This is a genomic window from Iodobacter arcticus, assembly GCF_042664895.1.
GTDB lineage: Bacteria > Pseudomonadota > Gammaproteobacteria > Burkholderiales > Chitinibacteraceae > Iodobacter > Iodobacter arcticus.
This window is the reverse complement of sequence record NZ_JBHTBQ010000033.1, coordinates 96,845-113,889: the sequence shown is the minus strand read 5'-3', so window position 1 is coordinate 113,889 and position 17,045 is coordinate 96,845. Positions and strand designations below refer to the sequence as shown.

10 protein-coding genes are annotated in these 17,045 nt (G+C 48.8%); 4 read left to right on the top strand and 6 right to left on the bottom strand.

Annotation, left to right across the window (positions count from 1 at the left end; genetic code table 11):
* Window positions 1-27: 27 nt before the first annotated feature.
* Window positions 28-1,482 carry a MocR-like pyridoxine biosynthesis transcription factor PdxR gene (pdxR, locus tag ACFQNF_RS14605; RefSeq protein WP_380188669.1) on the top strand — a complete coding sequence of 485 codons (1,455 nt, stop codon included), beginning with the start codon at window positions 28-30 and terminating at the stop codon, window positions 1,480-1,482.
* Between the two features lie 70 nt (window positions 1,483-1,552).
* On the opposite strand, the gene ACFQNF_RS14600 is transcribed toward pdxR, so the two are convergent.
* The 6 genes from ACFQNF_RS14600 to ACFQNF_RS14575 form a co-directional block, all read right to left on the bottom strand.
* Window positions 1,553-3,709, bottom strand: a complete 2,157-nt coding sequence (locus ACFQNF_RS14600; RefSeq protein ID WP_380188668.1) for a putative bifunctional diguanylate cyclase/phosphodiesterase — start codon at window positions 3,707-3,709, stop codon at window positions 1,553-1,555.
* Window positions 3,710-3,792: 83 nt separating this feature from the next.
* Window positions 3,793-5,601: a M61 family metallopeptidase gene (locus ACFQNF_RS14595; protein WP_380188667.1), complete on the bottom strand. Its 1,809-nt coding sequence runs from the start codon at window positions 5,599-5,601 to the stop codon at window positions 3,793-3,795.
* Between the two features lie 76 nt (window positions 5,602-5,677).
* Window positions 5,678-6,940 carry a diguanylate cyclase gene (locus ACFQNF_RS14590; RefSeq protein WP_380188666.1) on the bottom strand — a complete coding sequence of 421 codons (1,263 nt, stop codon included), beginning with the start codon at window positions 6,938-6,940 and terminating at the stop codon, window positions 5,678-5,680.
* A 141-nt stretch (window positions 6,941-7,081) separates the two neighbouring features.
* Entirely contained in the window at window positions 7,082-7,486 is a 405-nt protein-coding gene (locus ACFQNF_RS14585; RefSeq protein WP_380188665.1) for an RNA-binding S4 domain-containing protein, read from the bottom strand.
* A gap of 71 nt (window positions 7,487-7,557) precedes the next feature.
* Window positions 7,558-9,378: a translational GTPase TypA gene (gene typA, locus ACFQNF_RS14580; RefSeq protein ID WP_380188664.1), complete on the bottom strand. Its 1,821-nt coding sequence runs from the start codon at window positions 9,376-9,378 to the stop codon at window positions 7,558-7,560.
* 160 nt (window positions 9,379-9,538) lie between these two features.
* Window positions 9,539-10,381 carry a phytanoyl-CoA dioxygenase family protein gene (locus ACFQNF_RS14575; RefSeq protein WP_380188663.1) on the bottom strand — a complete coding sequence of 281 codons (843 nt, stop codon included), beginning with the start codon at window positions 10,379-10,381 and terminating at the stop codon, window positions 9,539-9,541.
* Window positions 10,382-10,762: 381 nt separating this feature from the next.
* Between ACFQNF_RS14575 and ACFQNF_RS14570 the strand changes: the two genes are divergently transcribed.
* From ACFQNF_RS14570 to ACFQNF_RS14560, 3 genes are read left to right on the top strand one after another with little or no spacing between them, the layout of a single operon-like run.
* Window positions 10,763-14,497: a hybrid sensor histidine kinase/response regulator gene (locus tag ACFQNF_RS14570; protein ID WP_380188662.1), complete on the top strand. Its 3,735-nt coding sequence runs from the start codon at window positions 10,763-10,765 to the stop codon at window positions 14,495-14,497.
* Window positions 14,475-14,864 (top strand): response regulator, encoded by a 390-nt coding sequence (locus ACFQNF_RS14565; RefSeq protein ID WP_380188661.1) that lies wholly within the window; start codon window positions 14,475-14,477, stop codon window positions 14,862-14,864. The genes ACFQNF_RS14570 and ACFQNF_RS14565 overlap by 23 nt, the downstream gene beginning before the upstream one ends.
* Complete coding sequence (locus ACFQNF_RS14560; protein ID WP_380188660.1) at window positions 14,861-17,044, top strand: EAL domain-containing response regulator; 2,184 nt, start codon at window positions 14,861-14,863, stop codon at window positions 17,042-17,044. Before ACFQNF_RS14565 ends, ACFQNF_RS14560 begins: the two co-directional genes overlap by 4 nt.
* Window position 17,045: the final 1 nt, after the last annotated feature.

The window sequence follows — 17,045 nt, the reverse complement described above, 5'->3', positions numbered from 1 at the left end:
CTGCTGCTACCTACCAATTTCATTACCATGAGCAAACCACTTTCAGCCCCCGTCTGGCCTACCCTATTTGCGGCAAGCGCAGGTACAGGCATGGGGATTCAAGCCCAGCTGATCCACACCCTGCGTAAAGCCTTGCTTGCCGGGCGATTACCTCAAGGCAGCCGCGTGCCTGCCAGCCGGATGCTCGCCAAAGATTTAGCCATTTCTCGCAGTAGTGTAGAGGCCGCTTATGCGCAACTAGAGGCCGAAGGCTATCTGCAGCGGCGAGCAGGCGCGGGGAGCTTTGTTGCATTTACGCCGCAAGCGCGGCCCGCAAAAAAAGCCGTTAGCGCAGCGGCGCAGCTTTCACGGAGGGGACAGGGGATTGTAGATGCAGGGGGATGCAGAGATACCACACTGCCCAGCCTGGCTTTTAATGCAGGCCAGCCCGATACCCGCGCGTTTCCGCATGCCTTGTGGCAAAAGCTGATGCAGCCGCGTTGGAGTAAAAGCGGCGCAGCACTCGCCAACTATGGCCCTGCACAGGGCTTGCCGGAGTTGCAATCGGCCATTGCGGGCTATTTGGCACAAGCTCGTGGTGTGGATTGCCAGCCAGAGCAGATTCTTATTTTGAATAGCTCTCAGCAGGCTTTGCAAATGATTGCCCAACTGCTGATCGATCCGCAAGACACCGTTTGGCTAGAAGACCCTGTATATCTAGGCGCTAGAAACGCCATGCTGGCGGCAGGTGCGCAGATTGTACCGGTGCCGGTTGATCAGGAAGGCTTTAACACCGACATCAGCCAAACACTGGCCGCGCCCCGATTGATTTACACCACGCCATCGCACCAATACCCGCTCGGCATTGCCATGAGCTTGCCTCGGCGAATGGCGTTGATTGCGCAAGCTGCGGCGCATCAGGCATGGGTTATTGAGGATGATTACGATAGCGAATTTTATTACGACCAACGCCCGCTGCCTGCGCTGCAAGGGCTAGATCAGCAAGGGCGAGTGATTTATGTGGGCACCTTCAGCAAGGTATTGTTCCCCTCATTGCGGCTCGCCTATATCGTCTTGCCACCCGCCTTAGTCCCTGCATTTATTACCGCAAGAATCGCTTTTGATGGGCATAGCGCACAGTTTCTACAGGCCGTTACGGCTGATTTTATAGCGCAGGGCCACTTTGCCGCGCATTTACGCCATATGCGCCTGCTTTACCGCAGCCGCCGAGATTTACTACTGGAATGCCTGCAGCCCATATCCGATGTCATCAAGCCCATCAACACGGCAGCGGGCTTGCAATTTGCACTGCAACTCCCAAAGGGCTTAGAAAAACCATGGACTATTAAGGGATCAGCTGCGGGGCTGGCGCTAAGGCCGCTCTCGGGATTTTATCAAGCAGAGGCTGAAATCGAGGGCTGGCTCATTGGCTATGCCTCATTAAGCAATGAGCATATTCGCGCCGCTTGCGATCACTTAATCAGCAGTTACAAGGCTATTTAAAAGAATGCTAGGCCGTGCCCTATCAACGCAGCAACGATAAGAGCCTAAAAAAACAGACCGTATTTTCAGCTTAGGAAAAATGACGCTGCGGATAGCTGTCCTCGCCCATATTAGGCGGGGTAATCGGCAGGTGCTTGCGAGAATCAGCCATGCACCAGAGTGAAAACGCATCAGCAGGCATAGGTGCTGCAATTAAATAACCTTGCGCCTCATCGCAGCCCATCACCGCTAGCGCTTGCCATGCGGCTTCGGTTTCCACCCCTTCTGCAATCACGGATAAACCCAGAATATGCCCCAGCTCAATAATCGAGCGAACGATAGATACATTTTCAAAACGCTCGCTCATCGACATCACAAAGCTTTGATCAATTTTTAATTCATGCACCGGCATTTTGGCTAAATAGGCAAAAGACGAATACCCTGTACCAAAATCATCAATCGATAATTTAACACCCATGGCACGTAAATACTCTAAATTGCGCATTAAATCCTTGGGATTTCTCATCACCCCTGTTTCGGTGATTTCCAAGCATAAATTCTGTGGCTGCACTTGGCATTGCGCCAGTTGCCGCTCTAGAAAAGACACAAAGCTAGCATCTTCAACATCGCTTACGCCCACATTCACCGAGATACACAGCTCCAGCCCTTCTTCAATCCATACCGCAGCCTGCATCAATACATCGTGCACCACCCACTCGGTAATCGCCCTTAATTTGCCTGTTTGCTCGGCAAAAGGAATAAACACACTGGGGGCAATAAAGCCCCTCACCGGATGCTGCCAGCGCACCAGCGCTTCTGCTTCGCTCACCACGCCGTCGATCATTTTGACCTTGGGCTGGTAGTAAACCAGTAAATGCCCTTCGGCCAATGCCTCACGCAGATCGCCCATCAAGGTGAGCTGGTTACGTGAATACGCCTCTTGCTCCGGATCATAAAAAGCAAAGCTGCGCCGAGCAGATTTAGCCCCGCAAAGCGCCACCTCTGCATTACGCAGCAAAATATCGGCACTGAGCCCATGCTCCGGAAATAAAGCCACACCCGAGCTGGCACTAATATCTAAGCGCTCTCCTCCCATTAAAAGTGGCTCGGTCATGCTGGCATCCAGCCGCTCTAATACCTTAAGCACATCATCGCTTAATACACGCTCCAGCAATACGCCAAAGGTATTCCCCCCCAAACGAGCCACTTTAATTACAGGACGGCGAAGCACATTTAAGCGCTCAGCAATATGCCTTAAGACCTCATCTCCCTGCTGATAACCCAGATATTCGTTAATAAAATGAAAATCATTGATATTCAGAATCAATAAAGCAAAAGAGCCCCTTTCCGGGTTTAAATGCTCTGCTGCGAAATGCAAAAAACCCACTCTATTGACAAGGCCTGACAATGAATCTACATAAGCCAATTCCCGTAAGGACTGATCTCTTGCCGAAACAAGCTCACCCAAGGCATTAAATGCTCTTGCAATATTGCCTAATTCATCGTTTCGCCCAGCCTGAATCCTCACCCCAAAATCGCCCGTCGCCATTCTGCGTACTGCCCTGGAAAGCGTGGCAAGTGGTGCAGAAAAATGATGAGCCACCAAATAGCAAACCGCGCATGCCGCAATAAAAAGAATTAATCCCATACTCAATGCTTGCCACCTTGCTTGCATCAGCGATTTATGAAAAAGATCACTATCAATATCGGCAGCAATTAAATAATGAGACCCATCGGCCATCGGCATAGGAAACAAATAGGTTCTGGACTCTCCCCAGGCTTCACTCACAATCACTGAGCGGGGATGCCCATCTTTTAAAGCCAACAAAGCAGGGCTGGTTGGATTTTCATTGAGTTCCTGATAGCGACCATAGTTTGCTTTAGCAAGCAAGGGTGGCGTAGCGCTATCAATCAAATAGGCAACCTTGCCATTCTCCAACTTAAAGGCATAGAGATCTCGTAAGCCCGCAATCTGGCAATAGCGCTCTAAGATCGCCAATTGCTGAACATACTCTTCAGAAGAGATCTCTTCCCCTGCCAGCGCACGAGTTAAATAATGATTAGGCAAGATCATCGGCAAGGTTTGCACCGCAGCAGACAGACGACGATCTGCATCACGGCGCACCTCATCACACATCACTGACTGAAGCAGTAGCGTGAAAATAATCATCAGCAATAGATTTAACAGGAGCAGCACCAGTAAAATTTTTACTCGCGCACTATTGAGCTGACGAAATCTAAGTTTCATAAACTGAGCAACCATCTGAAACGACATTTCAATTGTCATCCCAAATTGATAGCAGTCAGATGCTAGCAAGACAATGTCATTTCCTAATTAAGCAGCCAATCAGCAGACGTAATATTGCCCCCATTACTTCCTGAGGTTAACCTTAAGCCGCAGGTATTGGCCTCTGCAGATTGCAAATGCACATTAAAATGCATCAACTCATCACGGCGAAAAGCCACAATCTCGACTTCGCCATTAGTCGGCTGGCTAGCCAGCAATGCATCCAAATTACCACTGGTCACACGCAAACGATTCATTGCAATCAATAAATCGCCCGCAGATAAACCTGCTTTTTGCGCAGCACCGCCATCCAGAACATGGCTTAATTTTACAAAACCACCCTCATTGCTGGTACGCACACCTAGGCTATTGCTGGGCGAAAGCACTTTATCCAGCCAGCCGCCCTTGTCGGCGGCGCTCACTGCAGCACGCATCTGCCAATCTACGCCAAATTCTGCCAGTAAGGCTTGCAGGGGCAGCTCGTCTGTTGAACGTAATGCCGAATCAAAGAACGATTTTAGATCAAGGCCACTCACTTCAGAGGCTAGCGCTTCCCAAGCCGTTTCTGCCACGCCTTCGCCCTGAGTAGCAAAATCTTTGCCATAACGCAGCCACAGGGCACGCATCACATCATCTAAGGATTTCTGCCCCTGGGTTTGCTTTCTGATGTGCAAATCTAGGCAAAGCGCCACAAGCGCGCCCTTGGTGTAATAACTCACTAGGCTATTCGGGCTGTTTTCATCCTGGCGGTAAAACTTTACCCATGTATCAAAGCTTGAATCTTCTAAAGATTGCTTGGTACGGCCATTGCCTCTTTGCACGCCCGTAATCGTTTGCGCGAGTAAATCCAGATATTCTTGCTGGCTAATTAAACCCGTGCGCACCAGGGTTAAATCATCGTAATAAGAAGTAATTCCTTCAAAAGCCCACAATAAACGCGTGTAATTTTCCTGGCTTAAATCATAAGGCGCATAGGCTGCGGGCTTAATCCGCTTTACATTCCAGCTATGGAAATACTCGTGACTGCAAAGGCCTAAAAATTGACGGTAGCCTGTTTTAATTTGCGTTTCGTGCGCTAAAGGCAAATCATCACGATTACACATTAATGCCGTGGATGAGCGATGCTCTAATCCGCCATAACCATCGCCCACCGCCATCGTCATAAATACATAACGATCAAATGGGGCAGGCTCGCCAAAAAGCCTAATCTGGTATTCGCAAATTTGTTTTAAATCTTTTTTCAAACGCTTTAAATCTGCCTGATGCCGGCCCGCAATCACAATATCATGTGGGATGCCGCAGGCTTTAAAGCTAATCTGGCTAAATTCACCCATTTCAACCGGATGATCAATTAGCTCATCATAATTAGCAGCCTGATAACCGCCAAACTGGCCCTGCTTCGCATTACGTGCAGCTAAAGTAGTCGCCACTTTCCAGTTTTTATATTCCTTACCTTCCGGTGCAACAATTTCTACATTGCATGGTGTATTTTCTTGCCCTTGCACCGCTAAAAAGACGCTGGTGCCATTAAAAAACCCACGTGTCTGATCTAAATAAGCACCACGCACAGATAAATCCCAAGCATAAACGCTGTAATGGATTTCTAAAGGCCCTTTAACCACCTCTGCCTGCCAGCTATGCTTATCACTTTTTGTAATTGCAACGGCGTTGCCTGCCGATTCAGCGCGAATCTCAACAATATTGCGGGCAAATTCCCGAATTAAATAACTACCCGGTATCCATGCAGGCAAATACACAGTCTGGCCATCTGCGCTGGGGTTTTTAATTAAAACAGAAACATGAAAAATATGGGCGTGCAAAGACGCAGGGGAAATTTTATAAGAGATGGTCATGAATAGTCTTTAAACAAAAGTCGATAAAAACAGCCGTTTTATTGCACTACACTTTTAAAACGATAACGATCAATACTTAAGCTTGATGCAAACCCACCTGATTACGTCCTGCATGCTTAGCTTGATAAAGCACGGAATCTGCAGCGTCAATCAGCTGAGCTGCATCCATATTATTTTTTAAAGTAGCAACGCCCGCGCTAAAGGTAACTTGAAACTGAATATCATTCGATGATTGTATTAGTTCAGAAAAACGCTTGCGCCAGTCGTCTACCTTTTGCGCAGCACGAACCAAGCTTGTTTCTGTAAAAACCACGGCAAATTCTTCGCCGCCATAGCGCCCCGCTGCACCTTCACCATTAATCGATTGACGTAATAAACGCGCTAAACTTTTAATTACTTGATCGCCGATGCTATGGCCATAATTATCATTAATTTTTTTAAAATGATCGATATCAATCATAGCAAAAGATAAAGAAAGGGCTTCTTTTTTAGAGCGTGCAACAGAGCGCTCTAAAAAATCAATAATATGCGTATGATTCAATAAAGTAGTCAGGCTATCACAACTCATCCAGCGTCGTAATGAGCGATAGCGCGCACAGGTCATATTCACCGAAGCAATTAACTCTTCTTCCGGCATGTTTTTAACCCAGAAATCATCGCCCCCCATACTGCGAGCCATTAATTGCTTAATGCGATTTGTTTCAGTCGATAAGAAAACAATAGGAACACTATCAAATTGCGTATATTGCCTAATCACCTTCGCGATTTCATCTCCAGAACACTGAGGCATATAAACATCCATCAGCACAATATCAGGAGAAAATCGCTCAAGGGGAAAGAAAACATCCAGCGGGTTTTTAAGCACCTGAACTTCCATCCCTGCCTTGATTAAAATATTGGCACTCACTTTCCCCATCGCATCTGAATCATCAACAATCAAAACGCGATACGGTATGCTCATACTTTGCTCTAATAAAACATCTAACCGATCAATTAGCTTTTGAATATCTAAAGGAAAATAAACAAAATCGCTCACGCCAATTTTCATCAGATGAATTTGCTGCACCACACTTAATGACGAAGTTAAATATAAAAGTGGTCCACGGGATAGTTTGCCAATCAAAGGGAGAATTTGCTCAGCGGTGCAATCCTCTAAGCCTGCTTCACCCAGCAACACCGCAAAAGGCGCTCTTGTATACATGGCGGCCAGCAGTGCACTTTGTTTTGAGAATGCTTGGCATTCAAAGCCAAAAAATGTCAACTGCCTCGCTAACTCAGCGCCTCCCTGAACCTTCCTCGCGGATAAATAAATAATGGGTTTCTCTTGATTCGCATTCATATTGGCCCGGCTTTACGCTTCTTAAAGTAACTCAGCAAAACACCAGCTCAAAGCTTACAAAAAGAGTTGATGCATTCTTATATGGTTTTTTTAAACCTGTCTCTATCAGAATATCAGTCTTTATCAAAATTTCCGCAAATCCTATTCGCTTGAGCTGTTTTTTTGCTCAAACTGATGCAATTGCCGCCGCCATTTTTTACTAGGCCTCCCCTCTCCTGCCGGGTGCTCAAAGCGGGGAGCAAGCTGGCGCGCTTCTTGATCACGCTGCCGCCGCAACACACTCTCCTCACTTTCCTGATAAAGCATGCGTGCCGCCGTGGCCGGCCCGCGCTGCTCAGACAAGCCCAGCACGCTGATTTCAAATTCGCCTTGCTCGGTGCGTATCCGTAATACATCGGCTAATTTTAGCAAACGCGCGGGCTTGATTCGTTCTTTATTAAGATGTACATGCCCTGCATCAATTGCGGCACTTGCTAATGAGCGCGTCTTAAAAAACCGCGCAGCCCACAGCCATTTATCAATCCGAACACTTTTTGCCTCGATCATTTTACTCCCCTGAAACAAAAACACCCCGCATCAGCGAGGTGTTGTGTATCCCGAAAAACCGGAATAAAAGCTTAGTGTGTTTTTGCTTTAAAGTGACGACGACGATCTGTTTCGTTTAAGTAACGCTTACGAATACGGATGCTTGTTGGTGTAATTTCAACCAATTCATCATCATCAATAAACTCAACCGCTGATTCGAGTGTCATTTTGATCGCAGTGGTCAAACGAACCGCTTCATCAGTACCGGATGCGCGAACGTTAGTCAGTTGCTTACCCTTAACCGGGTTAACCACCAAATCGTTATCACGGGTGTGAATACCAATCACCATACCTTCGTACAATTTATCGCCTGGGGCTACAAACATACGACCACGGTCTTCCAGCTTCCACAATGCGTAGGCTACAGCGTCACCGTTTTCTTGTGAAACCAATACGCCGTTATGACGGCCTGGCATATCAGCTTTAGCCGGTGCGTAGTCATCAAATACGTGACCGATCAAGCCAGTACCACGCGTCATAGTCATGAAATCGCCTTGGAAGCCGATCAAACCACGCGCTGGAATATGGTATTCCAGACGAGTACGGCCTTGACCATCGGATTCCATATTGGTCAACTCACCACGGCGGCGACCAATTTCTTCCATCACGCCACCTTGATGTTCATCTTCAAGATCGATAGACAGATTTTCGTAAGGCTCACATTTTACACCGTCGATTTCTTTGTAAACAACGCGTGGTTTAGCCACGGCCATTTCAAAGCCTTCACGACGCATGTTTTCTAGCAAAATAGTCAGGTGCAATTCACCACGACCTGAAACGCGGAAGATATCAGCGTCTTCGGTGTCTTCTACTTTCAGCGCTACGTTGATCAGCAGCTCTTTAGTCAGACGATCACGGATTTGACGGCTGGTAACGAATTTACCTTCAGTACCAGCTAATGGTGAAGTGTTCACCATAAAGTCCATGGTCAGTGTTGGCTCATCGATGGTTAACATCGGCACGCCTACTGGCATTTCTTTATCACAGATGGTTACGCCGATACCGATTTCATCCAGACCAGAGATAATAATAATATCGCCAGCTTGTGCTTCTTCAACCGCAACGCGTTCCAGACCACTGAAACCCAATACTTGATTGATACGGCCTTGACCAACTTGGTCGTCGTGATTCATCACCACAACAGCTTGGCCTGGCTTGATACGGCCATTCAGTACACGGCCCACCCCAAGGCGACCGGTGTATGTGGAGTAATCCAGCGCAGAAATTTGCAATTGCAATGGTGCATCAGGATCGCCAATAGGCGCTTGAACGTGTGTCAGTACGGTATCTAGCAATGGGCGCATGTTATCGGACTCGGTTTCGAGTTCGAGCTTAGCGTAGCCATTCAGAGCAGATGCGTAGATAACCGGGAAATCGAGCTGTTCGTCTGTTGCGCCGAGCTTGTCGAATAAATCGAAAGTTTGGTCTACAACCCAATCCGGGCGCGCGCCAGGACGGTCAACTTTATTAATCACAACAATAGGCTTCAGGCCAAGCGCCAAAGCTTTTTTAGTTACGAAACGGGTTTGTGGCATAGGGCCATCAACCGCGTCAACCAGCAGCAATACGCCATCAACCATACCCAGAACACGTTCCACTTCACCACCGAAATCGGCGTGACCTGGAGTGTCTACGATGTTGATATGGTAGCCTTCGTATTGAAGCGAAGTGTTTTTAGCCAGAATAGTGATACCGCGCTCTTTTTCGATATCATTACTGTCCATCACGCGTTCTGTAACCTGTTGGTTATCGCGGAAGGTGCCGGATTGGCGGAGAAGTTTGTCAACGAGGGTAGTCTTACCGTGGTCAACGTGGGCAATAATTGCAATATTACGAATGGCGCGGGTTGTCATTGTCTGGGCTGCAGATTTTAAAAAAGTGCGCGATTGTACCACGCGAAGTGGATTCCGCGACTAAGTTCCGACGCCTTAGGAAATAATTCATAATAATCAGTCGATTACTGGTCAATAAATTTTCCACACTGCTCGTTTTCTGCCAAAAAACCACCCCATATTACAAGCCCGACACCTCCATTTGCTGCTTTGCCGCATTAAATATCAAGCCCGGTTGGCTAGCAGAGCGTGAGCCTGCTAGTGGCTGATTACTACTGGCATGATAGCTATAAACCAAAGAATATTTAGTATGCGCTGTGCGATTTCTGCTGGCTGCATGAAAAGTACGCGCATCAAACAGCACCACATCCCCGGCTTGTAAATCCGGAAACACTGCGCGCGCCACCCAAGGTGCCGCCAGCGGGTGATTGGCCATTAAAAACTCGCGCTCATCATAGGCCTCATCAGGGAAATCGACCTGATGTGAGCCTCCAATAAAGCCTAGGCCACCGTTTTCACTGGTTTCACTGCCCAGCGCCAGCCATGCAGAAACCAACTCAGGACGGGCAAAGCGCCAGTAACGCACATCCCGATGCCATCGGGTATCGCTGCTAAAACTAGGCTGCTTACTCATTAAACTATTATGGTGCACTTGGGTCAGCGTGATTTTCGGCGTGTCCAACAAGTGGCTCACCATGGTAAGTAATTGCGGGTCCCCCGCCCAAGCGGCAAACACAGGACCTCTTGCTGCCATATTTCTTAAGCGCCGAATCGTGCCACCGCCCTCCACTGCCGTCGATATCGGCGCACCGGGATAACCCAGCTCGGCCTCTAATTCAAAAGGGGGCTGCCGTGCGGTTACCGCATCCATTGCCGCCACACGAATTTCATTCACTCGATCTGGCGATAGCAAGCCGCGCAGCAAAACGACGCCATCGGCCTGAAAACGTTCACGCAACGAGGCTAAATGAACAGGCAAGCAAAATTCAGCAAACAAGACCATCACTCCGGCTAATAAAGTCAAATTGTAACAGTCCCTATTTAGCCACGTCCTGCCTACCACCTGTATTTCATACCTTGGAAATCCCTAATGAGAAAGCTTCTTTTGATCAAGATCATCTTTTTAATGGCGTAAGCTCCGCCCCACTTAAACGCGCTTACTGTAAAAACAAAATCATATGCCAGCCCTTAGAACAAGCCATCTTTTACATTCAAACGCATTGAAATGGTCATTCTGGCCGAATCGAAAACGGATTGCGCTTTCGAAATTCTCTGTTAGTATTTCTTAACACTACCTGTCTTTTTTACCCGCCAGCTTGTCCCGATCCTGATTACTTTGCTCATCTTTGGTGCTGGCCGTCTTATCCGAACGCTTACTTAAGTAGTATTGTTTGCGGAAGAGCATATGTCGATCATTGGTTCAGAAGAAGGCGAAAAGCCAAGCAGCCAAGACGGAGTTACTGAATTTCGTCGCCAAAAAACGCTGCTAAAAACAGGGGCCCTGCAAGACGCTATTTTCAACAGCGCCTACTTCTCCAGTATTGCCACGGATGAAAAAGGCGTCATCCAGATTTTTAATGTCGGTGCCGAGCGCATGTTGGGCTATGAGGCGCTCGATGTAGTCAATCGAATCACCCCCGCCGATATCTCTGACCCGCAAGAAGTGATTATGCGGGCAGCAGCCTTAAGCTTGGAGCTCGATACCCCTATTACGCCCGGCTTCGAAGCTTTGGTATTCAAAGCCTCGCGCGGTATTGAGGATATTTACGAGCTTACCTATATCCGCAAAGATGGCAGCCGTTTTCCTGCCGTGGTTTCAGTGACTGCACTGCGGGATGAGCAAGACGCCATCATCGGCTATTTACTGATTGGCACCGATAATACGGCGCGTAAACAGGCTTCGCAGTATGCCCGCAGTTTGCTTGAGGCCAGTCTTGATCCGCTGGTGACCATCAGTGCCGAAGGCAAAATAACGGATATTAATGAGGCCTCGATTAAGGCCACCGGCGTGGTGCGTGAGAAGCTGATCGGCACTGATTTTTCTGACTACTTTACTGAGCCTGCCAAAGCGCGTGAAGGCTACCAGCGGGTTTTTGCCCAAGGTTTTGTAACAGATTATCCGTTGACGATCCGGCACAGCGATGGCCGTCTTACCGACGTGCTTTATAACGCTTCCGTTTATAAAGATGTGCGCGGTAATGTGCTCGGTGTGTTTGCTGCGGCCCGGGATATTACCGAGCGTAAGCGGATTGAAGCTGCGCTACTTAAAGCCGGAGCCTTGCAAACTGCTATTTTTAACAGCGCTAATTTCTCCAGTATTGCCACCGATGCCAAAGGCGTGATTCAGATTTTTAACGTCGGTGCCGAGCGCATGCTGGGCTATACCGCCATAGAAGTCATGAACAAAATCACCCCTGCAGATTTCTCTGACCCACAGGAGCTGGTGGCCCGTGCTGAGGCGCTGAGTATTGAGCTGGGTACGCCCATTACCCCGGGTTTTGAGGCGCTGGTATTTAAGGCGGCACGCGGCATTGAGGATATTTATGAGCTAACTAAAATCCGCAAGGATGGCAGTCGTTTTCCCGCGGTTGTTTCCGTCACCGCACTGCGTGATGCCGAAGATGCCATCATCGGCTATTTACTGATTAGTACCGACAACACGGCTCGTAAACTGGCAGAAGAAGCACTGCTTAAAGCGGGCGCACTACAAAGAGCGATTTTTAACAGTGCCAATTTCTCCAGCATTGCCACCGATGCCAAAGGCGTGATTCAGATTTTTAATGTGGGGGCCGAGCGCATGCTGGGCTATACCGCAGCCGAAGTCATGAACAAAATTACCCCTGCAGATATTTCTGACCCGCAAGAATTAATCGCTCGCGCCACAGCCCTCAGCTTGGAGCTAGACACCCCGATCACCCCCGGCTTTGAAGCCTTAGTGTTCAAGGCAACGCGCGGTATTGAAGATATTTACGAGCTTACTTATTTTCGCAAAGACGGCAGCCGCTTTCCAGCCGTGGTCTCTGTCACGGCGCTACGCGATGCGCAAGATGCCATCATCGGCTATTTATTGATAGGCACCGACAATGCCGCCCGCAAGCAAGTTGAAGAAGCCCGTACCGTGCTCGATCAGCGCTTACGCGATCAGCAGTTTTATACCCGCTCTTTGATTGAATCCAATATCGATGCGCTGATGACCACCGATCCGCAGGGCATTATTTCCGATGTAAACCAGCAAATGATCGCACTCACCGGGCGAACCCGTGATGAGCTAATCGGTGCGCCCTGCAAAAACTTTTTTACCGACCCAGTGCGGGCCGATGCCGCCATTAAACGTGTGCTTACAGAAAACAAAGTCAGCGATTACGAGCTAACCGTCAGAGCGCAAAACGGTGTAGAAACCGTGGTGTCCTACAATGCGGCCACCTTTCATGATCGAGACCGCAAGGTGCAAGGCGTCTTTGCAGCGGCGCGGGATGTAACCGAGCGCAAGCGCTTTGAACTTACCTTACAAGAAAAAAACATTGAGCTAGAACACGCCAGCCGAATGAAATCAGAGTTTCTCGCCACCATGTCGCACGAGCTGCGCACGCCGCTTAACGCCATTATTGGCTTTTCTGAAGCCTTAAAAGATGGCTTTATGGGCCCGACCAGTGACATTCAGCACGAATACATCGGTGATATTTTCACCAGCGGCCAGCACCTACTCTCACTGATTAATGACATTCTCGATTTATCCAAAGTTGAAGCGGGCATGATGACGCTAGATTTGGAAACGGTTGATTTGCACAGCCTGCTGGCAAGCAGCCTGTCTATTGTCAAAGAAAAAGCCGCCACTCAACGCATCCGGCTAGAGCTGGACGCCAGCGAAGACTTAGGTATTCCTCAGCTCGATCAGCGAAAAACCAAGCAAATTGTTTACAACTTGCTCTCTAACTCGGTCAAGTTTACCGCCAGTGGGGGGTGCGTCACCCTCAAAGCGCGTCGTGTTTTACGCAGCAGCGTAGGGCAACTATCTGGCACATGGCCAGTGCATAGTTTTCCTTTAGCCGACAACGAATACAGCGAGTTTCTTGAAATTTGCGTAAGCGATAATGGCATCGGTATTTCCAAAGCCAATATGGCGAAATTATTTCAGGCCTTTAGCCAGATCGACAGCCGCTTAGCGCGTAAATTTGAAGGCACAGGCTTGGGGCTAGCCATGGTTAAACAGCTGGCCGAGCTGCATGGCGGTACGGTGGCCGTCGCGAGTGCTGAAGGCGAAGGCGCGTGCTTTGCCGCTTGGCTCCCCTTACGCAGTATGCCGTCTGCAACGCCCTCTTCCGCAATAAGTAGAAACTTTGCTGATACCAAAGAATGCATAGCATTAGTCATCGAAAGTAACGAGCGAGTGGCCGATCTGATTGGCCTGCAACTTGAAGCAGAAGGCTTTTCCGTACGCTATGCGGCCACAGCAGAGGCCGCATTACGACTCGCCCCACAGCTAAACCTGCGCTTGATTACGCTCGACCTAGATTTACCAGGCACAGGAGGCGCTTGGGAGTTTCTTTTGCAAATACGCGAAAACCGTCACTTAGCCCATGTGCCTGTCGTGATTATCTCTAATCATAGCGATAGCAAAATGGCTTTACTTGAAGGCGCCGCTGCCGTTTTACAAAAGCCAATCAGCCATACCGAGTTAAAAATAGCCCTAGCCAACCTGCGCTTAAACCCTAGCCTGCAAAACCCTTACACCGTCCTAGTGATTGACGATGATGCCAAAGCGATTGATGCACTGACCGTCTTTTTATCCGCCCCAGCCTATATTGTCGTGCGGGCGCTCAGCGGTAAAGAAGGGCTAAAGCTAGCGCAGCAACTTAATCCTGACTTAATTTTACTCGATCTAATCATGCCTGATATGAGTGGCTTTGAAGTCGTAGAAGCATTAGAGCTTGATCCTGCTACCGAGCATATTCCCATCTTAATAGTGACCTCCAAACAGATCACCGAGCTGGATCGGGCTGCACTTAATAGCAAGCCTGAGCGACGGATTCAGATTGTTGAAAAAGCGGGGTTTGACCATCTAGGCTTTACCGCCAAAGTGAAGCGCGCATTAAGGCCCCCATTAGAAAGGACACCCGATGGCCAGAGTATTAGTCATTGAAGACAACGCGGCGAATATGAAGCTGACTGCGCTGCTGCTCCGAAATGCAGACCATACGGTGCTGTGTGCAGTCGATGCTGAAACCGGCCTGACACTGGCGCGCGCCGAGCAGCCGGATCTCATCTTAATGGATATCCAGTTACCGGATATGGATGGCTTAGCTGCAACCGCCTTGCTCAAACAAGACCCCAGCACCGCCGCGATTCCGGTGATTGCACTCACGGCACTGGCCATGAAAGCCGATGAAGAAAAAAGCCAGATCGCCGGTTGCGATGCCTATATTGCCAAACCACTACGCTACCAAGAGCTGTATGCCGTCATCAACACCTTGCTGGCTAAGGGCAAGCCGGCAGATCAGATGCCATGAGCAGCACGGCTCCCACCATTTTGATTGTGGATGATGAAATTCAGAATCGTAAGTTGCTCGAAGCATTGCTCAGACCAGAAGGTTATTTTACGCGCTGTGCAAGCAGTGGCGAAGAAGCACTGGCCTCGATTGCCGAGCATGCGCCAGATTTAATCTTGCTCGATATCATGATGCCGGGCATGGATGGCTTTGAAGTGGCCGTCATCCTCAAAGCCAACCCTGCCACTTCCAATATTCCCATCATCATGGTTACGGCACTCGACGATAGAAGCGCACGACTGGCAGGGCTTAATGCAGGGGCTGAAGAGTTTTTAACTAAGCCCGTTGATCGCGCCGAATTATGGCTACGAGTGCGCAATTTACTGCGTTTAAAAGCTTTTGGAGACTTTCTACAAAACCATAGCGTGATCTTGGAGCAAGAAGTACAGGCTCGTACCGCTGATTTACAACGTTTTCGTTCTGCGATGGATGCCACGGCCGATGCTATTTTCTTGGTTAGCCGCAATACCATGCGCTTTGTTGAAATCAATGCCACCGCTTGCAGCATGCTGGGCTATACCCGCCAGGAATTATTTGACTCAAGCCCCGCTGAAATTGGCGAAGTCTCGCTTGAAGCACTGGAAAACAGCTACGACAACATCATCGCAGGCCAAAAAATTGATGTGCTGGTGGACACCACGATACGGCGTAAAGACGGCACTTATTTACAAGTAGAAGTTCATCAACAAGCTCAGAAATCAGGAAATGACTGGATTATTGTGGGCGTAGCACGCGATCTGACCGAACGTAAGGAATCAGCGCAGCGCCTGCATCAGTTGGCCCATTACGATGTGCTGACCGGCCTGCCTAACCGCACCCTGTTTTATGAGGCACTTAAAAACGCGCTGATTCAAGCCACAGATAGCGATTGGTTGCTCGCCGTGTTATTTGTTGATTTAGACCACTTTAAAAATATAAACGACACTTTAGGCCACGCAATCGGCGATGAGCTACTCAACCAGTTTGGCAATCGCTTAGTTCAATGCGTACGTCCCCGTGACACGGTGGGGCGCTTAGGCGGCGATGAATTTGCGCTCATTTTGCTGATGCATGACGAGTCCTCATACCCCACACTCGTCGCCAACAAAATACGTGAAGTATTGCGTGAACCCTTTGAGATTCAAGACCAGGAAGTGACGATCAGCGCTAGCATGGGCATCACCATTTACCCCGATGACGCCACGGCCCATGAAACACTCATCAAATATGCCGATACCGCGATGTACAGAGCCAAGCAAGCAGGGCGTGATACCTATCGTTTTTTTACCGCGCAAATGAATGCCGAAGTTTTAGCCCGGCACGATCTTGAAGTGGCTTTACACAAGGCCGTAGAAAACAAGGAATTTGTACTACATTACCAGCCCAAAGTGCTGCTCAAAAGCGGCCGAATTATAGGGCTTGAAGCCTTATTACGCTGGCAGCGCCCTGGATATGGCTTAATCTCCCCCCACCTCTTTATCCCTATTCTCGAAGAAACAGGGCTGATTGTGCGAGTAGGAAGCTGGGCCATCACAACTGCTTGCCAGCAAATCGGACAATGGCTGCACGGCGCAATTGGCCCTATGCAAATCTCTGTCAACGTGGCGGGTCGCCAATTTATTGAAGGCGACTTAGAAGGGGATGTGCTTAAAGCACTGCTTGATCATGATATTCCCGCCGATTTGCTCGAATTAGAGCTAACGGAAGGATCGTTAATGGTGAATACCGAGCGCACCATCACCATCTTGAAAAACCTGAAAACGCGCGGCGTGCAAATTTCTATTGATGACTTTGGCACCGGCTACTCAAGCCTCGCCTATTTACGGCGCTTTCCAATTGATAAACTCAAGATTGATATCGCGTTTATTCGCGAAGTGACCACCAATCCTGACGATGCAGCCATTGCGCTGGCCATTATCCGCATGGCCCATAGCTTAAAACTTGAAGTGATCGCCGAAGGAGTAGAAACCGAAGCCCAGCTCGCGTTTTTACTGCGCTACCACTGCGATCAAATCCAAGGCTATTACTTCAGCCCGCCATTACCCTTATTGGAGCTAGAACAAATATTACTCTCGGAAACACTGGATCTAGTCGGGATGGCAGATTCAAACACCGAGCGGCAGGATGAATTGCCTATTACATTTAAAAGCGCACCTCAATGAA

Excerpts from the sequence above, each read along its gene's own strand:
- ACFQNF_RS14595 (WP_380188667.1), bottom strand. The coding sequence starts at position 5,601 with ATGACCATCTCTTATAAAATTTCCCCTGCGTCTTTGCACGCCCATATT.
- ACFQNF_RS14585 (WP_380188665.1), bottom strand. The coding sequence starts at position 7,486 with ATGATCGAGGCAAAAAGTGTTCGGATTGATAAATGGCTGTGGGCTGCG.
- ACFQNF_RS14565 (WP_380188661.1), top strand. The coding sequence starts at position 14,475 with ATGGCCAGAGTATTAGTCATTGAAGACAACGCGGCGAATATGAAGCTG.
- ACFQNF_RS14600 (WP_380188668.1), bottom strand. The coding sequence starts at position 3,709 with ATGAAACTTAGATTTCGTCAGCTCAATAGTGCGCGAGTAAAAATTTTA.
- pdxR (WP_380188669.1), top strand. The coding sequence starts at position 28 with ATGAGCAAACCACTTTCAGCCCCCGTCTGGCCTACCCTATTTGCGGCA.
- ACFQNF_RS14570 (WP_380188662.1), top strand. The coding sequence starts at position 10,763 with ATGTCGATCATTGGTTCAGAAGAAGGCGAAAAGCCAAGCAGCCAAGAC.
- ACFQNF_RS14560 (WP_380188660.1), top strand. The coding sequence starts at position 14,861 with ATGAGCAGCACGGCTCCCACCATTTTGATTGTGGATGATGAAATTCAG.
- ACFQNF_RS14590 (WP_380188666.1), bottom strand. The coding sequence starts at position 6,940 with ATGAATGCGAATCAAGAGAAACCCATTATTTATTTATCCGCGAGGAAG.
- typA (WP_380188664.1), bottom strand. The coding sequence starts at position 9,378 with ATGACAACCCGCGCCATTCGTAATATTGCAATTATTGCCCACGTTGAC.